The organism is [Mycobacterium] manitobense, assembly GCF_025821665.1.
Lineage (GTDB): Bacteria > Actinomycetota > Actinomycetes > Mycobacteriales > Mycobacteriaceae > Mycobacterium > Mycobacterium arseniciresistens.
This window is the reverse complement of sequence record NZ_JACKSJ010000117.1, coordinates 72,610-94,428: the sequence shown is the minus strand read 5'-3', so window position 1 is coordinate 94,428 and position 21,819 is coordinate 72,610. Positions and strand designations below refer to the sequence as shown.

The 21,819-nt window shown below is 70.4% G+C and carries 23 protein-coding genes and 1 tRNA gene; 16 read left to right on the top strand and 8 right to left on the bottom strand.

Features of this window, described 5'->3' with window-relative positions; translation table 11 throughout:
• Window positions 1-37 precede the first annotated feature (37 nt).
• Window positions 38-724 carry a class I SAM-dependent methyltransferase gene (locus tag H7I41_RS14785; RefSeq protein WP_264013347.1) on the top strand — a complete coding sequence of 229 codons (687 nt, stop codon included), beginning with the start codon at window positions 38-40 and terminating at the stop codon, window positions 722-724.
• Here the strand turns inward: H7I41_RS14785 and H7I41_RS14780 are convergent.
• Entirely contained in the window at window positions 715-2,784 is a 2,070-nt protein-coding gene (locus H7I41_RS14780) for an ATP-dependent DNA helicase (RefSeq protein WP_372503747.1), read from the bottom strand. The two genes, H7I41_RS14785 and H7I41_RS14780, sit on opposite strands and share 10 nt — an antisense overlap.
• Complete coding sequence (locus tag H7I41_RS14775) at window positions 2,781-4,067, bottom strand: nicotinate phosphoribosyltransferase (RefSeq protein WP_372503744.1); 1,287 nt, start codon at window positions 4,065-4,067, stop codon at window positions 2,781-2,783. Before H7I41_RS14775 ends, H7I41_RS14780 begins: the two co-directional genes overlap by 4 nt.
• Before the next feature lie 56 nt (window positions 4,068-4,123).
• On the opposite strand from H7I41_RS14775, the gene clpS reads away from it, so the two are divergent.
• From clpS to H7I41_RS14705, 14 genes are all read left to right on the top strand, one after another.
• Window positions 4,124-4,426, top strand: a complete 303-nt coding sequence (clpS, locus tag H7I41_RS14770; RefSeq protein WP_264013345.1) for an ATP-dependent Clp protease adapter ClpS — start codon at window positions 4,124-4,126, stop codon at window positions 4,424-4,426.
• A gap of 6 nt (window positions 4,427-4,432) precedes the next feature.
• A complete protein-coding gene (aosR, locus tag H7I41_RS14765; RefSeq protein ID WP_264013344.1) occupies window positions 4,433-5,017 on the top strand; it encodes an oxidative stress transcriptional regulator AosR in 585 nt (194 codons plus the stop codon).
• Window positions 5,014-6,036: a P1 family peptidase gene (locus H7I41_RS14760; RefSeq protein WP_264013343.1), complete on the top strand. Its 1,023-nt coding sequence runs from the start codon at window positions 5,014-5,016 to the stop codon at window positions 6,034-6,036. The genes aosR and H7I41_RS14760 overlap by 4 nt, the downstream gene beginning before the upstream one ends.
• Before the next feature lie 34 nt (window positions 6,037-6,070).
• A complete protein-coding gene (locus H7I41_RS14755; protein ID WP_264013342.1) occupies window positions 6,071-6,484 on the top strand; it encodes a M67 family metallopeptidase in 414 nt (137 codons plus the stop codon).
• A 50-nt stretch (window positions 6,485-6,534) separates the two neighbouring features.
• Window positions 6,535-6,816, top strand: coding sequence for a MoaD/ThiS family protein (locus H7I41_RS14750; RefSeq protein WP_264013341.1), 282 nt, complete (start codon window positions 6,535-6,537; stop codon window positions 6,814-6,816).
• Window positions 6,813-7,781: a cysteine synthase gene (locus tag H7I41_RS14745; protein WP_264013340.1), complete on the top strand. Its 969-nt coding sequence runs from the start codon at window positions 6,813-6,815 to the stop codon at window positions 7,779-7,781. Before H7I41_RS14750 ends, H7I41_RS14745 begins: the two co-directional genes overlap by 4 nt.
• A complete protein-coding gene (locus H7I41_RS14740; protein ID WP_264013339.1) occupies window positions 7,772-8,470 on the top strand; it encodes a rhomboid family intramembrane serine protease in 699 nt (232 codons plus the stop codon). The genes H7I41_RS14745 and H7I41_RS14740 overlap by 10 nt, the downstream gene beginning before the upstream one ends.
• Window positions 8,467-9,303 carry a glutamate racemase gene (murI, locus tag H7I41_RS14735; protein WP_264013338.1) on the top strand — a complete coding sequence of 279 codons (837 nt, stop codon included), beginning with the start codon at window positions 8,467-8,469 and terminating at the stop codon, window positions 9,301-9,303. Before H7I41_RS14740 ends, murI begins: the two co-directional genes overlap by 4 nt.
• Window positions 9,304-9,371: 68 nt before the next feature.
• Window positions 9,372-10,145: a cyclic nucleotide-degrading phosphodiesterase gene (locus H7I41_RS14730; RefSeq protein WP_264013337.1), complete on the top strand. Its 774-nt coding sequence runs from the start codon at window positions 9,372-9,374 to the stop codon at window positions 10,143-10,145.
• Between the two features lie 30 nt (window positions 10,146-10,175).
• A complete protein-coding gene (rph, locus tag H7I41_RS14725) occupies window positions 10,176-10,958 on the top strand; it encodes a ribonuclease PH (protein WP_264013336.1) in 783 nt (260 codons plus the stop codon).
• Between the two features lie 5 nt (window positions 10,959-10,963).
• Window positions 10,964-11,578, top strand: a complete 615-nt coding sequence (gene rdgB / locus H7I41_RS14720; protein ID WP_264013335.1) for an RdgB/HAM1 family non-canonical purine NTP pyrophosphatase — start codon at window positions 10,964-10,966, stop codon at window positions 11,576-11,578.
• A 71-nt stretch (window positions 11,579-11,649) separates the two neighbouring features.
• Window positions 11,650-13,698 carry a TRAP transporter permease gene (locus H7I41_RS14715; RefSeq protein ID WP_264013334.1) on the top strand — a complete coding sequence of 683 codons (2,049 nt, stop codon included), beginning with the start codon at window positions 11,650-11,652 and terminating at the stop codon, window positions 13,696-13,698.
• Window positions 13,695-14,705, top strand: coding sequence for a TAXI family TRAP transporter solute-binding subunit (locus H7I41_RS14710; RefSeq protein ID WP_264013333.1), 1,011 nt, complete (start codon window positions 13,695-13,697; stop codon window positions 14,703-14,705). The genes H7I41_RS14715 and H7I41_RS14710 overlap by 4 nt, the downstream gene beginning before the upstream one ends.
• Window positions 14,706-14,757: 52 nt before the next feature.
• The gene (locus H7I41_RS14705) at window positions 14,758-16,191 is read left to right on the top strand and encodes an MFS transporter (protein ID WP_264013332.1); all 1,434 of its coding nucleotides are present in this window, start codon (window positions 14,758-14,760) and stop codon (window positions 16,189-16,191) included.
• Here H7I41_RS14705 and H7I41_RS14700 read toward each other — a convergent pair.
• Genes H7I41_RS14700 through H7I41_RS14690 form a run of 3 tightly spaced genes read right to left on the bottom strand, consistent with a single transcriptional unit; the run spans window position 16,169 to window position 17,320 of the window.
• Window positions 16,169-16,525 carry a DUF3817 domain-containing protein gene (locus tag H7I41_RS14700; protein WP_264013331.1) on the bottom strand — a complete coding sequence of 119 codons (357 nt, stop codon included), beginning with the start codon at window positions 16,523-16,525 and terminating at the stop codon, window positions 16,169-16,171. The genes H7I41_RS14705 and H7I41_RS14700 overlap by 23 nt on opposite strands.
• A complete protein-coding gene (locus H7I41_RS14695; RefSeq protein WP_264013330.1) occupies window positions 16,522-16,899 on the bottom strand; it encodes a hypothetical protein in 378 nt (125 codons plus the stop codon). Before H7I41_RS14695 ends, H7I41_RS14700 begins: the two co-directional genes overlap by 4 nt.
• Window positions 16,880-17,320 carry a hypothetical protein gene (locus tag H7I41_RS14690; RefSeq protein WP_264013329.1) on the bottom strand — a complete coding sequence of 147 codons (441 nt, stop codon included), beginning with the start codon at window positions 17,318-17,320 and terminating at the stop codon, window positions 16,880-16,882. Before H7I41_RS14690 ends, H7I41_RS14695 begins: the two co-directional genes overlap by 20 nt.
• A gap of 416 nt (window positions 17,321-17,736) precedes the next feature.
• Between H7I41_RS14690 and H7I41_RS14685 the strand changes: the two genes are divergently transcribed.
• Window positions 17,737-17,820, top strand: a tRNA-Leu gene (locus H7I41_RS14685).
• 1 nt (window position 17,821) lies between these two features.
• Here the strand turns inward: H7I41_RS14685 and H7I41_RS14680 are convergent.
• The 3 genes from H7I41_RS14680 to H7I41_RS14670 form a co-directional block, all read right to left on the bottom strand.
• On the bottom strand, window positions 17,822-19,408 hold the full coding sequence (locus H7I41_RS14680; protein WP_264013328.1) for a diflavin oxidoreductase: 1,587 nt from the start codon (window positions 19,406-19,408) through the stop codon (window positions 17,822-17,824).
• A 97-nt stretch (window positions 19,409-19,505) separates the two neighbouring features.
• Window positions 19,506-20,642: a TDT family transporter gene (locus H7I41_RS14675; RefSeq protein WP_264013327.1), complete on the bottom strand. Its 1,137-nt coding sequence runs from the start codon at window positions 20,640-20,642 to the stop codon at window positions 19,506-19,508.
• Entirely contained in the window at window positions 20,639-21,808 is a 1,170-nt protein-coding gene (locus tag H7I41_RS14670; protein ID WP_264013326.1) for a zinc-binding dehydrogenase, read from the bottom strand. Before H7I41_RS14670 ends, H7I41_RS14675 begins: the two co-directional genes overlap by 4 nt.
• Window positions 21,809-21,819 lie beyond the last annotated feature (11 nt).

Genomic DNA, 21,819 nt, shown 5'->3' with positions numbered 1-21,819 from the left:
CTTGCCGGGTGGGCGGTTCGGTGCCGACACTGGCGGGATGAGCGACAACACGAGCGTGTTCCACCAGTTGCAGTTCGCCGACGATTACGCCGACAACCCGCCGAAATTCGTGCCGGGGTACCGCGAGATCCACCGTCTTGCGGCGATCCTCATCTCCGAACGGGCCCCCGAGCAGGCGCGGGTGCTCGTGCTCGGGGCCGGCGGCGGCCTTGAGATCAAGGCGCTGGCCGAGGCGCGGCCCGGCTGGTCGTTCGACGGCGTCGACCCGGCGCGGCCCATGCTCGACCTCGCCGAGAAGACCCTGGGCCCGTTGACGTCTCGCGCCCGGCTGCACGAGGGCTACATCGACGACGCACCGGCCGGGCCCTTCGACGCCGCGACGAGCTTCCTGACACTGCACTTCCTGGGCCTCGACGAGCGGCGCCGCACCGCGGCGGAGGTGCGCCGCCGGTTGGCCCCCGGGGCGCCCTTCGTGGTGGCCCACATGAGCCTGCCGCAGCGCGACGCCGCCGAACGCGGGATGTGGTTGTCCCGCTACGCCGAATACGCACACGATTCGGGGATCAGCAGGGAGATCACCGAACGCGCCTGCGCCACGGTCGATTCCGACGTTCCGATACTGACGCCCGAGCAGGACGAAGCCGTCCTGCGCGACGCCGGGTTCACCGACGTCGTGCAGTTCTACTCGGCGTTCACCTTCCGCGGCTGGGTCGGCTACGCCTGATCCCGCAACCGTTCGAGTGCACCGCGCACCCGTGCGCTGTCGGTGGTCGCCCAGAACGGCGGCAGCGACGCCCGCAGGTAGCTGCTGTAGCGCGCCGTCGCCATCCGCGAGTCCAGCACCGCCACCACACCGCGGTCCTGGGTGCCGCGCAACAACCGGCCCGCGCCCTGGGCCAGCAGCAGCGCGGCATGACTGGCCGACACGGCCATGAAACCGTTGCCGCCGTGCGCGGTGACGGCCCGCTGGCGCGCGGTGAGCAAGGGGTCGTCGGGCCGCGGGAACGGGATGCGGTCGATGAGGACCAGTGACAGCGACGGCCCTGGCACGTCGACGCCCTGCCACAGTGACAGCGTGCCGAACAGTGACGTGGCCGGGTCGGCGGCGAAGCGCTCGACGAGCGCCGACGTGGTGTCCTCGCCCTGGCACAGCACGGGTGTGTCGAGCCGGTCGCGCATGATCCCTGCCGCGGCGCGGGCCGCACGCATCGACGAGAACAGTCCGAGGGTGCGCCCGCCGGCCGCGGTGATCAGTCCCGCGATCTCGTCGAGCTGTTCGGCGGAGCCGGTCCCGTCGCGACCCGGCGCCGGCAGATGCGCTGCCACGTAGAGGATCCCGGATTTCGCGTGCTGGAACGGCGATCCGACGTCGATACCGCGCCAGGCCGGTGGGCTGGAGCGCAGCGACTCGGGGGAGGCGGACGCTTCGGACTCCTCGTCGCCGCCCGCCAGGCCCCAGGCGCCTGCCATCGCTTCGAAGTTGCCGCCAACTGTGAGCGTGGCCGACGTCAGCACGGCGGTCGAATGCCCGAACAGCCTGGCGCGCAGCAGCCCGGCGACCGACAGTGGCGCCACCCGCAGCACCGCCCGCACGGTGCCGCGGTTGTCCTCGTGATCGAGCCAGACCACGTCGGTGCGGTCGGGGATCGCCGGGCCGAACGAGTCGAGGACGCGTGAGGCGGTGTCGCCGAGATCGGTCAGCGCGGTGACGGCCTCCGACCGCGCCGCGGCCGCCTTCGGGTCGGCGGGGGAGGTGTCGATCGCCGAGCGGGCGCGGTGGGCGGCGTCGCGCAGCGCGGTGAGGTGGGCGGCCAGCTCGTCGTCGAGCCGGTCCATCCGGCCGGGCGAGGTGTCGTGGATGAGCGAGGCGAACGTCGCGGTCGCGGCTTCGAGGCGTTGCGCGAGTTCGGCGTCGATCAGCCGCGCGGCCCGCCGGTGGGCGATGCCGAGCGACGTCGCCGACAGCTCCGCGGTCGCCACCGACGTCACTCGGTCCACCAGGTCGTGCGCCTCGTCGACAATCAGGAACCGGTGTTCGGGCAGCACCGCCGCATCGGAGATGGCGTCGATCGCCAGCAGTGCGTGGTTGGTGACCACCACGTCGGAGTGTCCGGCCTTGTCGCGGGCCCGCTCGGCGAAGCAGTCGGTGCCGAAGGGGCACCGCGCCACCCCGATGCATTCGCGCGCCGAGACGCTGACCTGACTCCAGGAGCGGTCCGGTACACCGGGTTTCAGCTCGTCGCGGTCCCCGGTCTCGGTATCCGACGACCATGCGGTGAGCCGCTTGACGTCACGGCCCAGTGCCGTGGCGGCGACGGCGTCGAACAGCTCGTCCTGCGGCCTGTCCTCCGGTTCCGTCGAGCCTGCTGACCCGTTGTGGATCTTGTTGAGGCACAAATAATTCCCGCGCCCCTTGAGAAGTGCGAAGGTCGGCCGGCGAGGCAGCGCGCCCGCCAGTGCGTCCGCCAGCCGGGGCAGGTCGCGGTCCACCAGCTGGCGCTGCAGTGCGATCGTCGCCGTCGACACGACCACCGGCTCCTCGGCCGCCACCGCCCGGGCGATCGCCGGCACCAGGTAGGCCAGCGACTTGCCGGTGCCGGTGCCGGCCTGCACGGCGAGATGCTCCCCGGTGTCGAAGGCCCGCGCCACCGCCTGCGCCATCTCGACCTGTCCGTCGCGGCGCGCCCCGCCCACGGCGGCCACCGCGGCGTCCAGCAGAGCCGTGACGTCGTCGACGGCTCGTGCGCCGGTGGCGTGTGCGTTGGCGCCCGTGACTCCTCCTATGCCATGCGGGTCGGGATCGCGGGCTCGCCCCTGGAGAGCTTCAGCCCGTCCCACGGCAGGCTGCCCAGGCCGGCGGCCACCAGTCGGCGAGCCGCGTCCAGCCCTGGGTCGCCGAGCGGTTCACCGGCGCGCACCAGGTCGACGGTCAGCGAGCTCGACTCGAGGCCTGCGGAGTCGGTGGGCGGCCGGCCCGCCGGGTGCACCACCTCCTCGACGATGGTGCCCGACGGCTTGGCGAGCCGCAGCCCCTGCTTGTGTCCGCCGTGGGACTCCTTGTGGCTGCTGCGTTTCGCCACGGGCAGACCGTCGACCTCGACGAGCTTGTAGACCATTCCGGCCGTCGGCGCGCCCGATCCGGTCACCACCGACGTGCCGACGCCGTAGCTGTCGACCGGCTCGGCGCGCAGCGCGGCGATGGCGAACTCGTCGAGGTCGCTGGAGACCACGATCTGCGTGCCGGTCGCGCCGAGGCCGTCGAGCTGCTCGCGCACCTGGCGGACCAGGACGCCGAGCTCGCCGGAGTCGATACGCACCGCGCCCAGCGCCGGGCCGGCCACCTCGACGGCGGTGGCCACCCCGGCGGTGATGTCGTAGGTGTCGACCAGCAGCGTGGTGCCCAACCCGAGCGCCTCGACCTGGGCCCGGAAGGCGGCCGCCTCGTCGGGCCCGTCCGCGGTGGTGTGCAGCAGGGTGAAGGCGTGTGCGCTGGTGCCGAGGGCGGGCACGCCGTAGCGGCGCTGCGCCTCGAGGTTCGACGTGCCACTGAAGCCGGCGAGGTATGCGGCGCGGGCCGCGGCGACGGCCGCCTGCTCATGGGTGCGCCGCGAGCCCATCTCGATGAGCGGGCGGCCTTCGGCGGCACTGACCATCCGGGCGGCGGCCGAGGCGATGGCGCTGTCGTGGTTGAACACCGACAGCGCCAGCGTCTCGAGGATCACGCACTCGGCGAAGGTGCCGCGCACCGACAGCACGGGGGAGCCGGGGAAGTACAGCTCGCCCTCGGCGTAGCCCTCGACGTCGCCGCCGAAGCGGTACGACGACAGGTAGGACAGGGTGTCGTCGTCCAGGAAACCCGACACCGACTCCAGCGCGGCGGCGTCGAAAGTGAACTGCGACAGCAGTTCCAGGAATCGCGCGGTGCCGGCGACCACCCCGTAGCGACGGCCCTCCGGCAGCCGCCGCGCGAAGACCTCGAACGTGGTGCGCCGGTGTGCGGTGCCGTCACGCAGCGCGGCGGCCAGCATGGTCAGCTCGTACTTGTCGGTCAGCAGCGCGGCCGTCACAGCTGCCACGGTAGTGGTCGGCGGAGCGGATCCACCACATCGGTATCCTTGCGGGCATGGTGACGCCGGCGAAGGCCCGACCGGGAACCCGCGAGGAACGCGATGTCGCGACCGCATCGGCCACCGACACCCCGTGGGTGACCATCGTGTGGGACGACCCGGTCAACCTGATGACCTACGTGACCTACGTCCTGCAGAAGCTGTTCGGCTACAGCGAGCCGCACGCCACCAAGTTGATGCTGCAGGTGCACAACGAGGGCAAGGCGGTGGTGTCGGCAGGCAGCCGCGAGTCGATGGAGGTCGACGTGTCCAAACTCCACGCCGCGGGGCTGTGGGCCACGATGCAGCAGGACCGCTGATCCGCGGTGCGCAAATGGAAACGGATCGACGGTGCAGGCGGCCCGCGGTTCCGGTCGGCGCTCGCCGAGCACGAGGCGGCGCTGCTGCAGAACCTGGTGACATCTCTGTTGGGCATGCTCGAGGAACGTCAATCCTCCTCGCCGGCAGACGAACTCGAGGCGATCACCGGTATGCGCACCGGCAATTCCCAGCCGCCGCAGGATGAGACGATGAAGCGGCTGCTGCCCGACTTCTTCAAGCCGCACAACGACCATCCGGCCGGGTCCGGCACGGCCGAGAGTCTCAACAGTGCGCTGCGCAGCCTGCACGAGCCGACCATTCTCGATGCGAAAAGGCAAGCGGGACAACGTTTGCTGGATACGCTACCGGGCGGTGGCGGCAAGTTCGAGCTGTCCGAGGACGACGCCGAGTCCTGGGTTGCCGCCGTCAACGACGTGCGGCTTGCGCTGGGCACCATGCTCGACATCGGCGACGGCGGGCCCGACGAGCTGCCGCCGGACCATCCGATGGCCGGCCACCTCGACGTGTACCAGTGGCTCACGGTGCTGCAGGAGTACCTGGTGCTGGCGCTGATGGGCAAGGCCAGATGAGCGGTTCCATCACCGACGTCGGCGGAATCCTGGTCGGCCAGCACCACCGCCTCGACGACGACGCCACGCTGGGCTCCGGCTGGGCCACCGGCACCACCGTCGTGCTCACCCCGCCCGGCACCGTCGGCGCGGTCGACGGCAGGGGCGGCGCACCCGGCACCCGCGAGACCGATCTGCTGGACCCGATGAACTCGGTCCGCCACGTCGACGCGGTGGTGCTCACCGGTGGCAGCGCCTTCGGCCTCGCCGCCGCCGACGGTGTGATGACGTGGCTGGAGCAGCAGGGCCGCGGGGTGGCACTCGACGGCGGCGTGGTGCCGATCGTGCCCGGCGCGGTCATCTTCGATCTTCCGGTCGGCGGCTGGGGCTGCAGGCCGACCGCCGACTTCGGCTACACCGCCGCGGCCGCAGCGGGCACCGAGGTGGCCCTCGGCACCGTCGGCGCCGGCGTCGGCGCCCGCGTGGGTGTGCTCAAGGGAGGCGTGGGCACCGCGTCGACGATGCTGGACTCCGGGGTCACCGTCGGCGCGCTCGTCGTGGTGAACGCGGCGGGCGACGCGGTCGACACCGCCACCGGGCTGCCGTGGACGGCGTACCTCACCGAGGAGTTCGGGCTGCGCAGACCGCCGGCCGACGAGATCGCCGCGTATCTCGACCGCCACGTCGAGCACAGCCCGCTCAACACCACCATCGCGGTGGTGGCCACCGACGCCGCGCTCAGCCCGGCCGGTTGCCGCCGCGTCGCCCTCGCCGCCCACGACGGACTGGCCCGCACCCTGCGCCCGTCCCACACCCCGCACGACGGCGATACCGTGTTCGCATTGGCCACCGGCGCGATCGAGGTCGCCCCGCCGCCGGACACCCCGGCGTCGATGACGCCCGAGATGGCGTTGATCACCAGCGTCGGGGCCGCCGCGGCCGACTGCCTGGCCCGGGCGGTGCTGGTCGGCGTCCTGGCCGCCGAACCGGTGGCCGGAATACCGACATACCGGAGCCTGTTGCCCGGAGCGTTCGGATGAGCAGGCGCGCGACGAGTGCGACGAGGAGGTACCCGTGCTGACGATTCGCGCCGACCTGGTCGACGCCATGGTCGCGCACGCCCGTGCCGACCACCCCGACGAGGCCTGCGGCATCATCGCGGGCCCCGAGGGCTCGGACCGTCCGGAACGGTTCGTGGCGATGCTCAACGCCGAACGGTCGCCGACCTTCTACCGGTTCGACTCCCAGGAGCAGCTGCGTGTGTGGCGGGCGATGGACGACGCCGACGAGGTGCCCGTCGTCATCTACCACTCGCACACCGCCACCGAGGCCTACCCGAGCCGCACCGACATCTCGTATGCGTCCGAACCCGACGCCCACTACGTCCTGGTGTCCACCCGCGACGCCGACTACCACGAGCTGCGCAGCTACCGCATCGTGGACGGTGTCGTCACCGAGGAACCCGTCACCGTCGTCACGGCTTACTGACACCGCCTACTGACACCAGCCCCGCCCACCAGCTCCGAAAGAGGACCACCATGAGCGTCACTGTCTCGATTCCCACCATCCTGCGCACGCACACCGGCGGCGAGAAGCGCGTCACCGCGTCCGGCGCCACGCTGGCCGCGGTGATCAGCGACCTCGAGGCGAATTACTCGGGCATCTCCGACCGGCTCATCGACCCCGACAAGCCGGGCAAGCTGCACCGCTTCGTCAACATCTACGTCAACGACGAGGACGTGCGGTTCTCCGGCGGGCTCGACACCGCGGTCGCCGACGGCGATTCGGTCACCATCCTCCCCGCGGTGGCCGGCGGGTGAGATACGACTCGCCGCTGGAGGCGCTCGGCAACACGCCCCTGGTCGGTCTGCAGCGGCTCTCGCCGCGGTGGCACGACGAGGGCGAGGCCCCGCATGTGCGGCTGTGGGCCAAGCTCGAGGACCGCAACCCCACCGGCTCGATCAAGGACCGCCCCGCCCTGCGGATGATCGAGCAGGCCGAACGCGACGGCCTGCTCGCCCCTGGCGCCACCATCCTGGAACCCACCAGCGGCAACACCGGCATCTCGCTGGCGATGGCCGCGCTGCTCAAGGGTTACCGGATGATCTGCGTGATGCCGGAGAACACCTCGATCGAGCGCAGGCAGCTGCTCGAGTTGTACGGCGCCCGGATCATCGACTCGCCGGCAGAGGGTGGCTCGAACACCGCCGTCGCGCACGCCAAGGAGCTGGCCGCGCAGAACCCGGAATGGGTGATGCTCTACCAGTACGGCAATCCGGCCAACTCGGCCGCGCACTACGAGGGCACCGGCCCTGAGCTGTTGGCGGATCTGCCCGAGATCACGCATTTCGTCGCGGGCCTCGGCACCACCGGCACACTGATGGGCACCGGCCGCTACCTACGTGAGCAGGTGCCCGACATCGCGATCGTGGCCGCTGAACCGCGGTACGGCGAGGGCGTGTACGCGCTGCGCAACATCGACGAGGGCTTCATTCCGGAGCTCTACGACCCCGACGTGCTCACCAGCCGGTTCTCCGTCGGGTCGTTCGACGCTATCCGGCGCACCCGCGAGCTGGTGCAGATCGAGGGCATCTTCGCCGGCATCTCCACCGGCGCGATCCTGCACGCCGCGCTGGGGGTGGCGGCCAAGGCGGTGGCCGCCGGACAGCGCGCCGACATCGCGTTCGTGGTGTGCGACGCCGGGTGGAAGTACCTGTCGACCGGCGCGTACGCCGGTAGCCTGGATGACGCCGAGGACGCGCTGGAAGGGCAGCTATGGGCATGAGCGGGTACGGCGGTGGCAGTGGATACGCCGCCGGGCAACCGCCGAAGCCGAAGAAGCGGCCGGCATGGCTCGTCGGCGGCCTCACCGTGCTCAGCTTCGTGGCGCTGCTCTACGTCATCGAGATCTGGGACAACATCACCGGGCACCGCCTGGACGACAACGGGATCCGGCCGCTGGAGTCCGACGGGCTCTGGGGCATCGTGTTCGCCCCGATGCTGCACTCCAACTGGGACCACCTGATCGCCAACACCGTGCCTGCGCTCGTGCTCGGTTTCCTGATGACGCTCGCCGGGCTGTCGCGGTTCATCTACGCGACCGCGATCGTGTGGATCCTCGGCGGTCTCGGCACCTGGCTGATCGGCAACATCGGCGCGCACTGCCCGTACGTCGGCGTGCGGTGCGAGACCAATCACATCGGCGCGTCGGGCCTGATCTTCGGCTGGCTGGCGTTCCTGATCGTGTTCGGTTTCTTCACCCGCAAGGTGTGGGAGATCGTGGTCGGCGTCATCGTGCTGTTCGTCTACGGCGGCGTGCTGCTGGGCGTGCTGCCCGGCACCCCGGGAGTCTCCTGGCAGGGCCATCTGTGCGGCGCCGTGGCAGGCGTCGTCGCGGCCTATCTGCTGTCGAAGCCGGAACGCGCCGCGCGCGAGCGCCGCAAGACCCCGGCGAACCCGTACCTGACGTCGTGACGGATGTCAGCGCTCCCGTCGGCATCTTCGACTCCGGCGTCGGCGGCCTCACCGTTGCGCGGGCGATCATCGACCAGTTGCCCGACGAGAACATCGTGTACGTCGGCGACACCGGCAACGGTCCCTACGGCCCGCTGACCGTCCCCGAGATCCGGGCCCATGCGCTCGCCATCGGCGACGACCTCGTCGCCCGCGGCGTCAAGGCCCTGGTGATCGCCTGCAACACCGCCTCGTCGGCGTGCCTGGCCGACGCCCGCGAACGCTACGCACCGGTGCCCGTCGTCGAGGTGATCCGGCCCGCGGTGCGGCGCGCGGCGGCCACCACCCGAAACGGCCGCATCGGGGTGATCGGCACCGCGGCGACCGTCGCATCGGGCGCCTACCAGGACGCGTTCGCCGCTGCCCGCGACACCGTCGTCACCGCCGTCGCGTGCCCCCGGTTCGTCGACTTCGTCGAGCGCGGGGTGACCAGCGGGCGTCAGGTGCTCGGCCTGGCCGAGGGCTACCTCGAGCCGCTGCAGCGCGCCGGGGTGGACACCCTGGTGCTGGGCTGCACGCACTACCCGATGCTGTCGGGGCTCATCCAGCTGGCGATGGGCGACGAGGTGGCCCTGGTGTCCAGCGCCGAGGAGACCGCCAAGGACCTGCTGCGCGTGCTCACCGAGCGCGATCTGCTGCGCCCGCACCCCGAGGACCCCGTCGCCGAACCGCCGGTGCGCAGCTTCGAGGCGACCGGAGATCCCGACGCGTTCACCACCCTTGCGGCCCGTTTCCTGGGTCCCGGTCTGGACGGTGTCCGGCCGGTTCGCCGTCACGCCGACGCGAGGATGTGACGTATGACTTTCGGCCGGATGCAAAGCGGTGATGTTTTCGTCCTCGGCGTATCGGGCATGGCAAGCTAGTGGGCGTGCGAATCACCGTGCTCGGTTGCTCCGGTAGCGTTACCGGGCCTGATTCGCCGGCGTCCGGATATCTGCTCACCGCGCCCGACACCCCGCCACTGGTGATCGACTTCGGCGGTGGCGTGCTCGGCGCGCTGCAGCGCTACGCCGATCCCAACGACGTCCAGGTGTTGCTGTCGCACCTGCACGCCGACCACTGTCTCGACCTGCCGGGGCTGTTCGTGTGGCGCCGCTACGGCCCGACACCCGCGCCCGCCCGCGGCGTGATGTACGGCCCGGCCAACACCTGGGCCCGGCTCGGCGCCGCGTCGTCTCCTGAGGGCGGCGAGATCGACGACTTCTCCGACATCTTCGACGTCCGGCCGTGGGTCGACGGCGAGGCCGTGAACATCGGATCCCTGAACGTGCTGCCCCGGCTGGTGTGCCACCCGACGGAGTCCTACGGCATGCGGTTCACCGATCCGTCCGGCGCCTCGTTCGTCTACAGCGGGGACACCGGCGTCTGCGATGCGCTGGTGGAGCTGGCCCGCGGCGCCGACGTGTTCCTGTGCGAGGCGTCCTGGACGCATTCACCGGACCGGCCGCCGAAACTGCACCTGTCCGGAACCGAGGCCGGCCAGATGGCGGCCGCGGCCGGGGTGTCGGAGCTGCTGCTCACCCACATCCCGCCGTGGACCTCCCGCGAGGACGTGATCAGCGAAGCCAAGGCCGAATTCGACGGCCCGGTGCACGCCGTGGTCTGCGGCGAGACGTTCGACGTCCCGCGGCGCTGAATCACCCGGCTCACCGGTTAGGGTTGGCGCGTGTCCAGACGAGAAGACGGCCGCCTCGACGACGAACTGCGGCCCGTCGTGATCACCCGCGGTTTCACCACCCATCCGGCGGGCTCGGTGCTGGTGGAGTTCGGCCAGACCCGGGTCATGTGCACCGCCAGCGTCACCGAGGGCGTTCCGCGGTGGCGCAAGGGCTCCGGCCAGGGCTGGCTCACCGCCGAGTACGCGATGCTGCCCGCCGCCACGCATGACCGCTCGGACCGCGAGTCGGTCAAGGGCCGGGTGGGCGGTCGTACGCAGGAGATCAGCAGGCTCATCGGCCGCTCGCTGCGGGCCTGCATCGACCTCAATGCCCTCGGCGAGAACACCATTGCCATCGACTGCGATGTGCTGCAGGCCGACGGCGGCACCCGCACAGCGGCGATCACCGGCGCCTACGTCGCCCTCGCCGACGCGGTGACCTACCTCGCGGCCGCCGACAAGCTCTCCGACCCGCGCCCGCTGTCCTGCGCGATCGCCGCGGTCAGCGTCGGCGTCGTCGACGGCCGGGTGCGCGTCGACCTGCCCTACACGGAGGACTCGCGCGCCGAGGTGGACATGAACGTGGTCGCCACCGACACCGGCACGCTGGTCGAGGTGCAGGGCACGGGGGAGGGCGCGACCTTCCCGCGCTCGACACTGGACAAGCTGCTCGACGTCGCGCTCGCCGCCTGCGACCAGTTGTTCGTCGTGCAGCGCGAGGCGCTCGAACTGCCCTACCCTGGCGTGCTGCCGGAGCCGTCGTCGCCGCCGAAGAAGGCGTTCGGCAGCTGACGGTCGTGGTCGACGTCCTGGTCGCAACGCGCAACCGCAAGAAGCTGGCCGAACTGCGCCGCGTCCTCGACACCGCCGGGGTGTCGGGGCTGGAGCTGCGCTCGCTCGACGACGTGGCGCCCTTCGAGGAGGCGCCCGAGACCGGCGCCACGTTCGAGGAAAACGCCGTCGCCAAGGCGCGCGACGCATGGCGGGCGAGCGGACTGCCCGCGGTCGCCGACGACTCCGGCCTGGCGGTGGACGCGCTGAACGGCATGCCGGGGGTGTTGTCGGCGCGCTGGTGCGGCACCCATGGCGAGGACGCCCGAAACACCGCGCTGCTGCTGGCCCAGATGCGCGACGTACCCGACGAGCGGCGCGGCGCGGCATTCGTGTCGGCGTGCGCGCTGGTCACCGGACCGGACCCGGCGCACACCACCGTCGTACGCGGTGAGTGGCGGGGGCGCATCGTCGTGGCGCCGCGCGGTGACGGCGGATTCGGCTACGACCCGGTGTTCCTGCCGGACGGAAACGACCGCACCGCAGCCGAACTCAGCCCCGCCGAGAAGGACGCGGCGTCACACCGCGGCCGAGCTCTGGCGCAGCTGATCCCGGCGCTGCGGGCGCTCACCGGGGGCTGACCTCCGGGCAATCGCGCCGACTCACCGCAATCAGCCACGAACGCAGGCGCTGCGGCATAACGTCTCTCTCGATGGAGAGGTCAACGCCGCAAGAGCCCGGCCCCTCGACGTCGGTTGCCACTGCGCCGTCGACCCCACCGCCGTCGGCGGCTCTCACCGACATCCCGCAGGCCGACGACCAGGAGCGCCCGGGTCGTCAGCTCAGCGGCTGGGTGGACCGCGCCGTCGCGGTGATCGCGTTCGCGGTGGCGATCCTGACGATCTGGCAGGTGTTCCGGCCGCTGCCGCAGGGCAGCCAGTACTACCTGATCATCTTCCTGGCGGGCACCCTGCCGCTGGTGTATCTGGTCTACCGGTCCGGACTGCCGCGCATCGACCCCGAGGACCGGCCCGGTGTTCTCGACTGGGTGCTGGCCTTCGTCACCCTGCTCGTGTGCCTGTACCCGGTGCTGCCGATGGCGCTGGGCTCGGGCGGCGGCGGGTACAACGCGTTCCTGGACCGGCAGGGTCTGCTGGAACCCACCGATGTGGTGATGGGCGCGCTGCTGCTGGTGCTCATCCTCGAGGCCTGCCGCCGCACCACGGGGTGGGCGTTGCCGATCGTGTGCGCGGTGTTCCTCGCCTACGGGTACTACGGCGGACTGCTGCCGCAGGGCTGGGACATCGCGCACGCCGGACTGGATTTCGACCAGATCATCGACGCGCTGTACAACTCGGGCAGCGGGTTCTTCGGCACCCCGCTGGATGTGGCCGCCACCTACATCGTGCTGTTCACCATCTACGGTGCGGTGCTCGAACGGTCCGGTGCGGCCCGGTTCTTCGTCGACCTGTCGGTGGCCGCCTTCCGCCGCTCGCGCAGCGCGGCGGGCCGCACCACCGTGGCGTCGGGCTTCCTGCTGGGCACGGTCTCCGGATCGGGCACCGCGACCGCCGTCAGCACCGGCGCGGTCACCTGGCCGATCATGAAGCAGGCCGGATACACACCGGAGCGGGCCGGCGGCGTGCTCGCGGCGGCCGGCGTCGGGGCGCTGCTGTCGCCGCCGACGCTCGGCGCGGCGGCGTTCATCGTCGCCGAGTACCTCGAGGTCTCCTACCTCACGGTGCTGGGCTGGGCCACCATCCCGACGCTGCTGTACTACCTCGGCATCCTGCTGGCCGTGGAGATGGACGCCCGCCGGTTCGGCGTGCGGCCCGCCGAGTTCGAAGCGCAGTCGGCGTGGAAACTCCTGCTGCGCTTCGGCTATCACTTCTCGTCGCTGATCGCGATCGTCGTGCTGCTGGCGTTCGGGGTGAGCGCCACCCGGGCCGTGGTGTACGCCACGGTGCTGGCGTTCGCGCTGTCGTTCCTCGACCGCAGGCACCGGCTGACGCCGCACCGGACGTTTGACGCGCTGGCTTCCGGCGTGCGCGGTGTGCTGCCCGTCGTCGCGGTCTGCGCGGCGGCCGGGGTCATCACCGCGATGACGACCAAGACCGGCCTCGGCGCCCAGTTCTCGTCGGTGCTGGTGCGCGGTGTCGACGCGATCACCGACAACCGCACCTTGATGCTCGCGTTGACGGCGGTCTTCGCCGCGGTCGCGCTGGCCGTGCTCGGCCTGGCGATCCCGGTGACGGCGTCGTTCGTGATCGGCTGGGTGATCATCGGGCCCGCGCTGCTCGAGCTCGACGTGCCCGCGCCCGCAGCGGCGATGTTCGTCTTCTACTACTCGGTGCTCTCGGAGATCACCCCGCCGACGGCCCTTGCGGCGGTGGGTGCGTCGGCCGTGACGGGCGGGCGGGCCATCCCGACGATGTGGCACACGCTGCGCTACGGCCTGCCTGCGTTCCTGGTGCCGATCGCCTTCGTGGTGACCGAACCGGGCGAGCATCTGCTGGGCCGCGGTTCGGTCATCGGTGTGCTGTGGGTGACCGCGGCGGCGTGCGCGGGGATCGCGGCGCTGTCGGTCGCGGTCGGCGGCTGGGTGTTCGGCGTTGGAGAGGCCAACCGCGTGTCGCGGGTGTTCGGCGCCGTATCCGCCCTGCTGTTGTTGTTCCTCGATCCCGTCACCATCGTGGCGGGACTGGCGTGCCTGCTCGTGGCGGTCGCGCTGGCCATCATCGACAAGAGGAGACGAGAATGAGACGTGCGATCGCGGTGGGCGCGGGACTGCTCATGGTCGGTGCGGCGATCACCGGATGCGGTGGCCGTCAAGACAAACCGGCCGCCGACACCGGCGGCGAGGTGACCTGCGAGGTGACCGGTGACACCCGGATCGCGATCGCGACCGGCAATGCCACCGGCGTGTACTTCTCGCTGGGAAACGCCTACGCAGAACAGATCTCGTCGGCGACCGACGGGAAGGTCAAGGCCACCGCCGCCGAGACCGGCGCCTCGGTGCAGAACATCCAGCAGCTCGTCGGCGGGGCGTACCAGGTGGCGTTCTCACTGGCCGACACCGCATCGGACGCCGTCGAGGGCGAGGGCGGCTTCGACGGCGAGAAGCAACCCATCCAGGCGATCTCGCGCCTCTACCCGAACTACACCCAGGTGGTGGTCCGGTCCGATGCGGGCATCAGGTCGATCGCCGACATGCGCGGCAAGCGCGTCTCGACGGGTTCGCCCGGTTCCGGCACCGAGGTGATCGCCAACCGGCTGATCGAGTCGGCCGGGCTGAACCCGCAGAGTGACGTCGCCGCGCAGCGCCTCGACCTGACCAAGACGGTCGACGGCATGAAGGACGGTTCGATCGACGCGATGTTCTGGTCGGGCGGTCTGCCGACGCCGGGTATCACCGACCTGTTCACCACGCGGCGCGACGCCGTGACGTTCCTCGACATCACCCCGCAGCTGGCCAAGATGCAGGAGATCAGCCCGGTGTACGAGGAGGGCGTCATCCCCGCGGCGACCTACGGCGCCGCTGCCGATGCGAAGACCATCGTGGTGCCGAACCTGCTGCTGGTGCGCGACGACATCGACGCCAACCTCGCGTGCGTGCTGACCAAGACGCTGTTCGACCGCAAGTCGCAGCTGGAGCAGGCGGTGGGCGCCGCGAAGGGCATCAAGGTCGAGACAGCACGTGACACCGGCCCGGTGCCGCTGAACCGCGGGGCCGAGAAGGCGCTCGGGGAGCTCGCGCCGTCGCAGTGAGACGGACACCGCCCGGGTTTGCATAGATGACCTAAGGGGTAGCATCCCCGGCGTGCGTCGTCATCCCGGGATCATCGTCGCGGTGCTGGCGGCCGCGGGCATCAGCGTGTCGCTGATGCAGACGCTCGTCATCCCGCTGATCCCCGAGTTGCCGACGCTGCTGAACACCAGCGCGTCGAATGCGTCGTGGGCGATCACCGCCACCCTGCTGACGGCCGCGGTCGCGACACCGGTGTTCGGCCGGCTCGGTGACATGCACGGGCCCAAGCCGATTCTCATCATCTGCACGGTGCTGCTGACCATCGGCTCGCTGATCGCCGCCCTGAGCAGTTCGCTGCTGCTGATGGTGGTGGGCCGCGCCCTGCAGGGCTTCGGCATGCCCATCATCCCGCTGGGCATCAGCGTGCTGCGGGCGTCGGTGCCCGCGCACCGCGTCGGCACCGCCATGGGACTGATGAGCGCCTCGCTCGGCGTCGGCGGCGCACTGGGGCTTCCGCTGTCGGCCGTCATCGCCGACAGCTTCGACTGGCACGCGCTGTTCTGGTTCGCCGCCGCGCTGGGCACGGTGTCCGGACTGCTGTTCGCGGCGCTGGTGCCACGCATCCCGTCGGCGTCGGCCGACCGCTTCGACGGACCGGGCGCGGTGGGGTTGGCGGCCGGCCTGGTGCTGCTGCTGCTCGCCATTTCCAAGGGCGGCGGCTGGGGCTGGACGAGCGTGACGACGCTGGGCATGTTCGCCGGGTCAGCGGTGGTGCTCACGGTGTTCGGATGGTGGCAGTTGCGCACCCCGATGCCGCTCGTGGATCTGCGGACCACGGTGCGCAGGCCGGTACTGACCACCAACCTGGCGTCGATCGCGGTGGGGTTCGCGCTGTTCGCCATGTCGCTGATCGGGCCGCAGGTGCTCGAGTTGCCCGCGTCGACCGGATACGGCCTCGGCCAGAGCATGCTGCACACCGGGTTGTGGCTGGCGCCCGGCGGCCTGGCGATGATGGTGTCGGCGCCCGTCGCCGCCCGGATCGCGGCGGTACGTGGCCCCAGATTCACCCTGGTGATCGGCGGAGCGGTGGTGTCGGCGTCGTACCTGTCCGGACTTGCGCTGATCCAGAGTCCTTGGCAGGTCATGGTGTTCAACGTGCTGGTCAGCGTGGGAGTCGGCTTGGCGTTTGCGAGCCTGCCCGCGTTGATCAACGCCGCGGTGCCGATGTCGGAGACCGCGGCGGCCAACGGCATCAACGCGTTGGCCCGCGCACTCGGCACGTCGATCTCGAGCGCCGTGATCGGCGCGATCCTCGCCGGACTGACGGTGACGGTCGGCGGTGCGGTCTTCCCGACGCTGAACGCGCTGCGGATCGCGCTGGTGGTGGCCGCGGGCGCGGCGGCGCTGGCGACGGTGATGGCGCTGCTGATCCCGGCCCGCGAGGACGCCTCTGCGGACGACGCGGAGACGGCGCCCGCCGGGGCTACAGCCCGAACCGCGCCTTGATGTCGCGGGTCTGGAAGTGCTCGACGATGATGCCGAGCAGGGGGATGGTGCCGGCCAGCAGCACGCCGATGGTCTTGCCGATCGGCCAGCGCACCTTGACCGCGAGGTTGGCGGCGAACAGCAGGTAGACGAAGTAGACCCAGCCGTGCACGACGGCTATCCAGCTCAGCGAGTCGTTGTCGAAGGCGTACTTCATCACCATCTCGTAGCAGAGCGCGATCAGCCAGATACCGGTTGTCCAGGCCAGCACGCGGTAGCCGAGCAGCGCTTTGCGGATCGTCTCGGTGCTCACGCCGACGGGCGTGGGGGCCTGCGGTGTCTCGGGGGCGGTCATGGTTTGGTCCTGCCTTCGTTGTCGTTCTGGGCGAGTTCGGCCAGATAGGCGTTGTACTCGCGCAGGGTCGGATCGTCGTCGTCGGGTGCGTCGGCCGCCGCGGGCCGCTCGGGAAGCAGGCCGGCGGGGATCTCGGTGACGTCGTCGCCGCGAGTCGGTTCGGGTGGGGCGTCCTCGTAGCGGACGAACTTGTAGTACGCGTAGAAGCAGAAGCCGGCGAACATCGGCCACTGCAGCGCATAGCCGAGGTTCTGGAACGAACCGGACGCCGACTCGTAGCGGGTCCACTGCCACCACGCCAGGGCGAGGCAGCCGGCGGCGCCGAGGGTCACCAGCGCGATGAGCGCCGGTCTCCTACGCCGTGTAGTGGACATTGTCCAACGGTACCGCGCCGTCCTTCGGACCGATGAATTCGTCAAGGCGCGCGGTGGCGGCTTTGCGGTAGATCGACACTATGTGTTTCGTGGACCGGGTCCAAGGGGTCCCGAGCGAATCCAGCGCGGCGGTGAAGAGGCCGAGGATGTCCTCTGACCGGTTGGAGAAGTGGTAGCGGACACTGCGTACACCGCGGTCGTTGGCGACGACCCGGCAACCGTCACTGTGGATCAGGCCGCAGACGAACTCCTCGGTGGCTTGGTCGACAAGCGCCTGCTGCCACGGCTCGAGGGCGATGCGCCGGTGATGCTTGCGGCCCGGTCCGTGTTGGGGGAGAAGGCATGGCCAGTGCTTGGACACGAGATAGACAATCTGGCACTGCCCTTTCCGGCGCACTGTGTTCGAACGCTGGCCCGGCATGAACGCATCGATGGCAGCCCGGCAGCGACTGACGATGAGTGGATACTGGGTGTCGCATGTGATCCGCAGGACCCACGAGCGTGTCCTGCGAGATACGCAGCCGTCGCCCAAGTACATCCCGAGCACGTAGGCATACGCGCTAGGGGGGAGCGCAGTGAAATCGTGTGTTGCGCCGCAGCCCTCGGCGGGATCTCTTGTCAGGCGCGCGGACTTCCGTCGCCAGTCACAGATCGTCCGCCGAGGAATGCCGGTACGACGTGCGATCTCACAGTCGTTCCCTCCGCACGCGATCAGACGTTGGACCTCGTCGTATTCCTCGGCTGACCGCACCGTGCGCTGTTCCTCTCGTTGTACAGCGAACACTAGGCGGCGCTACCGACAGTTCACCGAGATGCCGGCGTTAAGATCGCTTCGTCGCGGGCGTGATGAAACTGGCAAACATGCCGGCTTTAGGTGCCGGTGCTCGAAAGAGTTTGTGGGTTCGAGTCCCACCGCCCGCACTCAGTACACGTCGCGCACGTAGCGGTGGCTGCGGATCAGGTCGTTGACATAGGCGTGGGCGTCGTCGGCCGACTTGCCGCCCGCGGTCGCGACGACGTCGTGCAGTGCGCGGTCGACGTCGCGGGCCATGTGGTCGGCGTCGCCGCAGACGTAGAAGTACGCGCCGTCCTCCAGCCACGCGTACAGGTCCGTAGCGCCGGCCAGCATGTGGTGCTGCACATAATCCTTGAGGCGGCCTTCGTCGCGTCCGTCCCGAGAGAACGCCAGATCCAGCCGGCTCAGCACGCCTGCATCGAGGAACCCCTGCAGTTCGTCGCCGTAGAGATAATCGGTTGCGCGCCTGCGGTCACCGAAGAACAGCCAGGACTTCCCGCTCGCCCCGGTGGCCCGCCGCTCCTGCAGAAAGGCGCGGAACGGCGCGATGCCGGTGCCCGGCCCGACCATGATGATCGGCACGTCGGGAGCGGGCAGCCGGAAGTGGTGGTTCGGCCGCGGGTGCATCCGGACGGTCTGGCACCGGTCGGCCAGGTACGTCGACGCGACGCCGCCGCGGCGGCGGTCGCGAACCGCGTGCCGCACCGTTGCCACCGTGAGGTGTACGCGGTTCGGGTGCTCCAGCGGGCTGGAGGCGATCGAGTAGTCGCGGAACTGCAACGGCCGCAACGTGTCCAGTACCTCGTGCACATCCAGGTCCGCCATGTCGATCAGGTCGAGCACGTCGACGTCGGCCGGGGTGTCCCCGATGCGCGACGCGACGAGATCCCGCAGCGCCCGCGACGGCGTCCGGATCTCGAAGTGCTCGAGGAGCAGTTCGTCGAGTGTCAGGTCGTGGCCGTCGACCTCGTGATCCACCCCGACTCCCAGCCGGCTGAGCATCGCCTGGACCAGCGCCGGATCGTTGACGGGGTGTACGGCGATCGAATCGCCTGCCGCGTACGTGATCCCCGAGTCGCCGAGGTCGATCTCGAAGTGGCACACCTCCTTGTCGGAGGCGGCGGCGTTGAGCCTACGGTTGACCACCAGACGGGCGGCGTACGGGTTGTGGTGGGTCCACGGGCACGGTGCGGGTGCATCGGCCTCCTGCGCCGCGACGGCCACCACGCTCGGTGCGCCTCCGGTCGCCGCGCGGGTCGCCTCCAGCAGCTTGACCATGTCCGGGATCCACGCCTCGGACTCCGACTCGTAGTAGCCGTCGCAGTCGACCCGGTCGGCGACGCGCGTCGCTCCCAGTTCGGCCAGCCGCTCGTCGATGATCTTGCCCGCGTTGCAGAACAGCTCGTAGCCGCTGTCGCCGAGGGCGAAGACCGCGAAATCGAGGTGGTCCAGCCGGTCGGCGTCCTGCGCGCTCAGCATCTCCCAGAACAGGGTGCCGTTGTCCGGCAGCTCGCCGTCGCCCCATGTCGATGCCACGACGATGAAGTGGGTGGCGCCGCGCAGGTCGTCGTAGCCGATGTCGTTGAGCTCGGTCTCGGTGGCGTCGATGCCGATCTCCTTGAGCGCTGTGGCGAGCTGGTAGGCGACGTACTCGGCCGACCCCATGTCACTGGCATAGCCGATCACCAGTGAGAACTCCGAACCGTCGGACACCGGTTGCCTCCCCTCGCTTCCCCGCGGCGCACGCGGGCGATCCAAAATTAGGGTCACCTTACTTGGATCGGGCGATCCGTTGGGACGGCCCCGTGCCTCAGCGGGCGGGATCCTTACGCGCCCGTACCGGGCCCGGGTTCAGCGGCGGGTGCAGCAGGTCCCCGCGCGCGCTGCCCAGCGCGGTGCGCACCGCCACCAGCAGCCAGGTGCACAGCAGCCCCGCATAGGCGAGCACCGCCGCGACCCGCAGCGCGGGCAGGCCCGTGTGCAGGGCCAGTTGCGAGGTGCCGGTGACGAAGGTGCCGACGGGAAAGGTCAGGCTCCACCACGTCAGGGCGAACGGCATCCCGCGCCGCAGCGTCCGTACGGTCAGCGATGTCGCCAGCGCCACCCACAGCACGCCGAAACCCCACATCGGGACGCCGTACAGGATCGCCAGCAGGTTGAAAGCCTCCGCGATCGGCGCGTCCACCGCGAGGTGGGCCTGCCCGCCGAGTGTGCCTGCGGCGGTGATGGACTGGCCGACCGGGCCGAGAACGATCCACAGCGTCGGCACCCGTGCGGTCCCCGATGTGCCGTAGTGCGTCAGCCTGCTCCAGATCATCGTGACGATGATCAGCGCGGCCACCAGTGACATGCCGAACATCGCGTAACAGGCGTAGAGCATGGTGGCCCGTCCGGCGCCGGGTGCCATGTGGGGGATGAGCAGCGCACCGGTCGCCGCCGACACCATCGGCGGGACGACCGGCATCAGCCACCCGCCGAACGCGGCGTCCGGTTCCACCTCGTGCTGGGTGAACATCAGGAACGGGATGGTCATCGCGGTGAACAACCCGCCCGCGGTGCCGACGGACCAGAGCAGCCAGTTGATGTCCACGGCCAGATCCGTGCCGATCAGATCGGCGCCGAGGAGCAACGTGCCCGCCCCCACGGTGAGGAACGCCATCGGTGCGGCGCCGTAGAAGTGGATCATCTGCGGGTTGCGGGCATGACCGCGCGCGATGGTCGGGTGCCGTGCCCAGTTCAGCGTCACCGCGATCACGAGCACCAGGAGCAGCGCGGCGGCGAACACCCACACGCCCTGGGCGAAGGCGCGCAGTCCGGGCAGGTGCACGGGCAGTGTCGCCGCGGCCGTCGCGACGATGCCGGTGCCCATCACCGACGCGAACCAGTTCGGGCCGAGGCTGCCGACCACCTCGCCGGCGACCCCGGTGGGCGCCGGTGTGTCGGTCACGCCGTGGCCACCGGAGCCGTCGCGCTGCTCGCGGGGTCGATGAGGATCTTCGCGTGCGCCTCCGGATCGCCGAGCGCCTCGAACGCGGCTGCCACGCCGTCGAGGCCCACGATGCCGGTCACCAGTGCCGACGCGTCGACCTTGCCGTCGGCGAGCAGATGCAGGGTGTCGCGGAACTCCAGCGGGGTGTAACCGAACACGAAGCGCAGGTCGATCTCCTTGGCGATGCCCATCGACGGCCGCAGCATGTCCTCGCCCATGCAGACGCCGACGACGATCACCCGCGACTGCAGCGGCGCGCCGGCGAGGGCGCCGTCGATCATGCCGGGGACGCCGACACATTCGAAGACGACCGGCCGCTTCGGGCCCGCGGCGCCCAGCGCGTCGGCCGCCCGGTACACGTGCGCCCAGCCGGGGAGCCGTCGCAGCTTCTCCATCGACGACATAGCGAGCTCGTACAGGGCGGGCACGTCGGTGATCGCGCCCTTCTGGGAGGCGGCGGAGTACGGCGAGTCGACGGCGGGGTCCACTACCAAGTCCGCGCCGCAGCGGGTGGCCAGCGCCCGGCGGCCGGGGGAGAAGTCGCTCGCCACGATCTTGGACACGCCGAGCGCCTTGAGGTGACAGATGACGGCGAGCCCGACCGGCCCGCAGCCCAGCACGATCGCGGTGTCGCGCTTGGCGATCTCACTGCGTCGCACGGCGTGCAGTGCGATCGCCATCGGCTCGGTGAGTGCGGCGATGTCGGGGGCGAGCCCGTTCGGCACGACGAAGCTCATCGCCGCCTCGACCACAACCTGTTCGGCATAGCCGCCCGGCGCCTTCGGTGACAGGCCGGTGAGATGGACGCCGCCGTCGGCGCGCATGAACGGGAACGACACCACGGTGGTGCCCGCCTTGAACTCCTTCGCGGCGCGGCGGCCGCGTTCGGCGACAGTCCCGCAGAACTCATGCCCCATCACCACGGGAGTGTCGCTGCGCATGAAGTCCCGGTAGCCGACCACGTCCATCACCCCGAGCAGCTCGTCGGCGTGGTGGCGGGCGTGCAGATCAGTACCGCAGATGCCGCAGCGCGTCACGTCGAGCACCAACTGACCGTCGGCCGGCGTCGGGTCGGCCAACTCGACGACCTCCAGCGCACCGGCCCGACAGCTCACGGCTTTCATCGCACACCTGA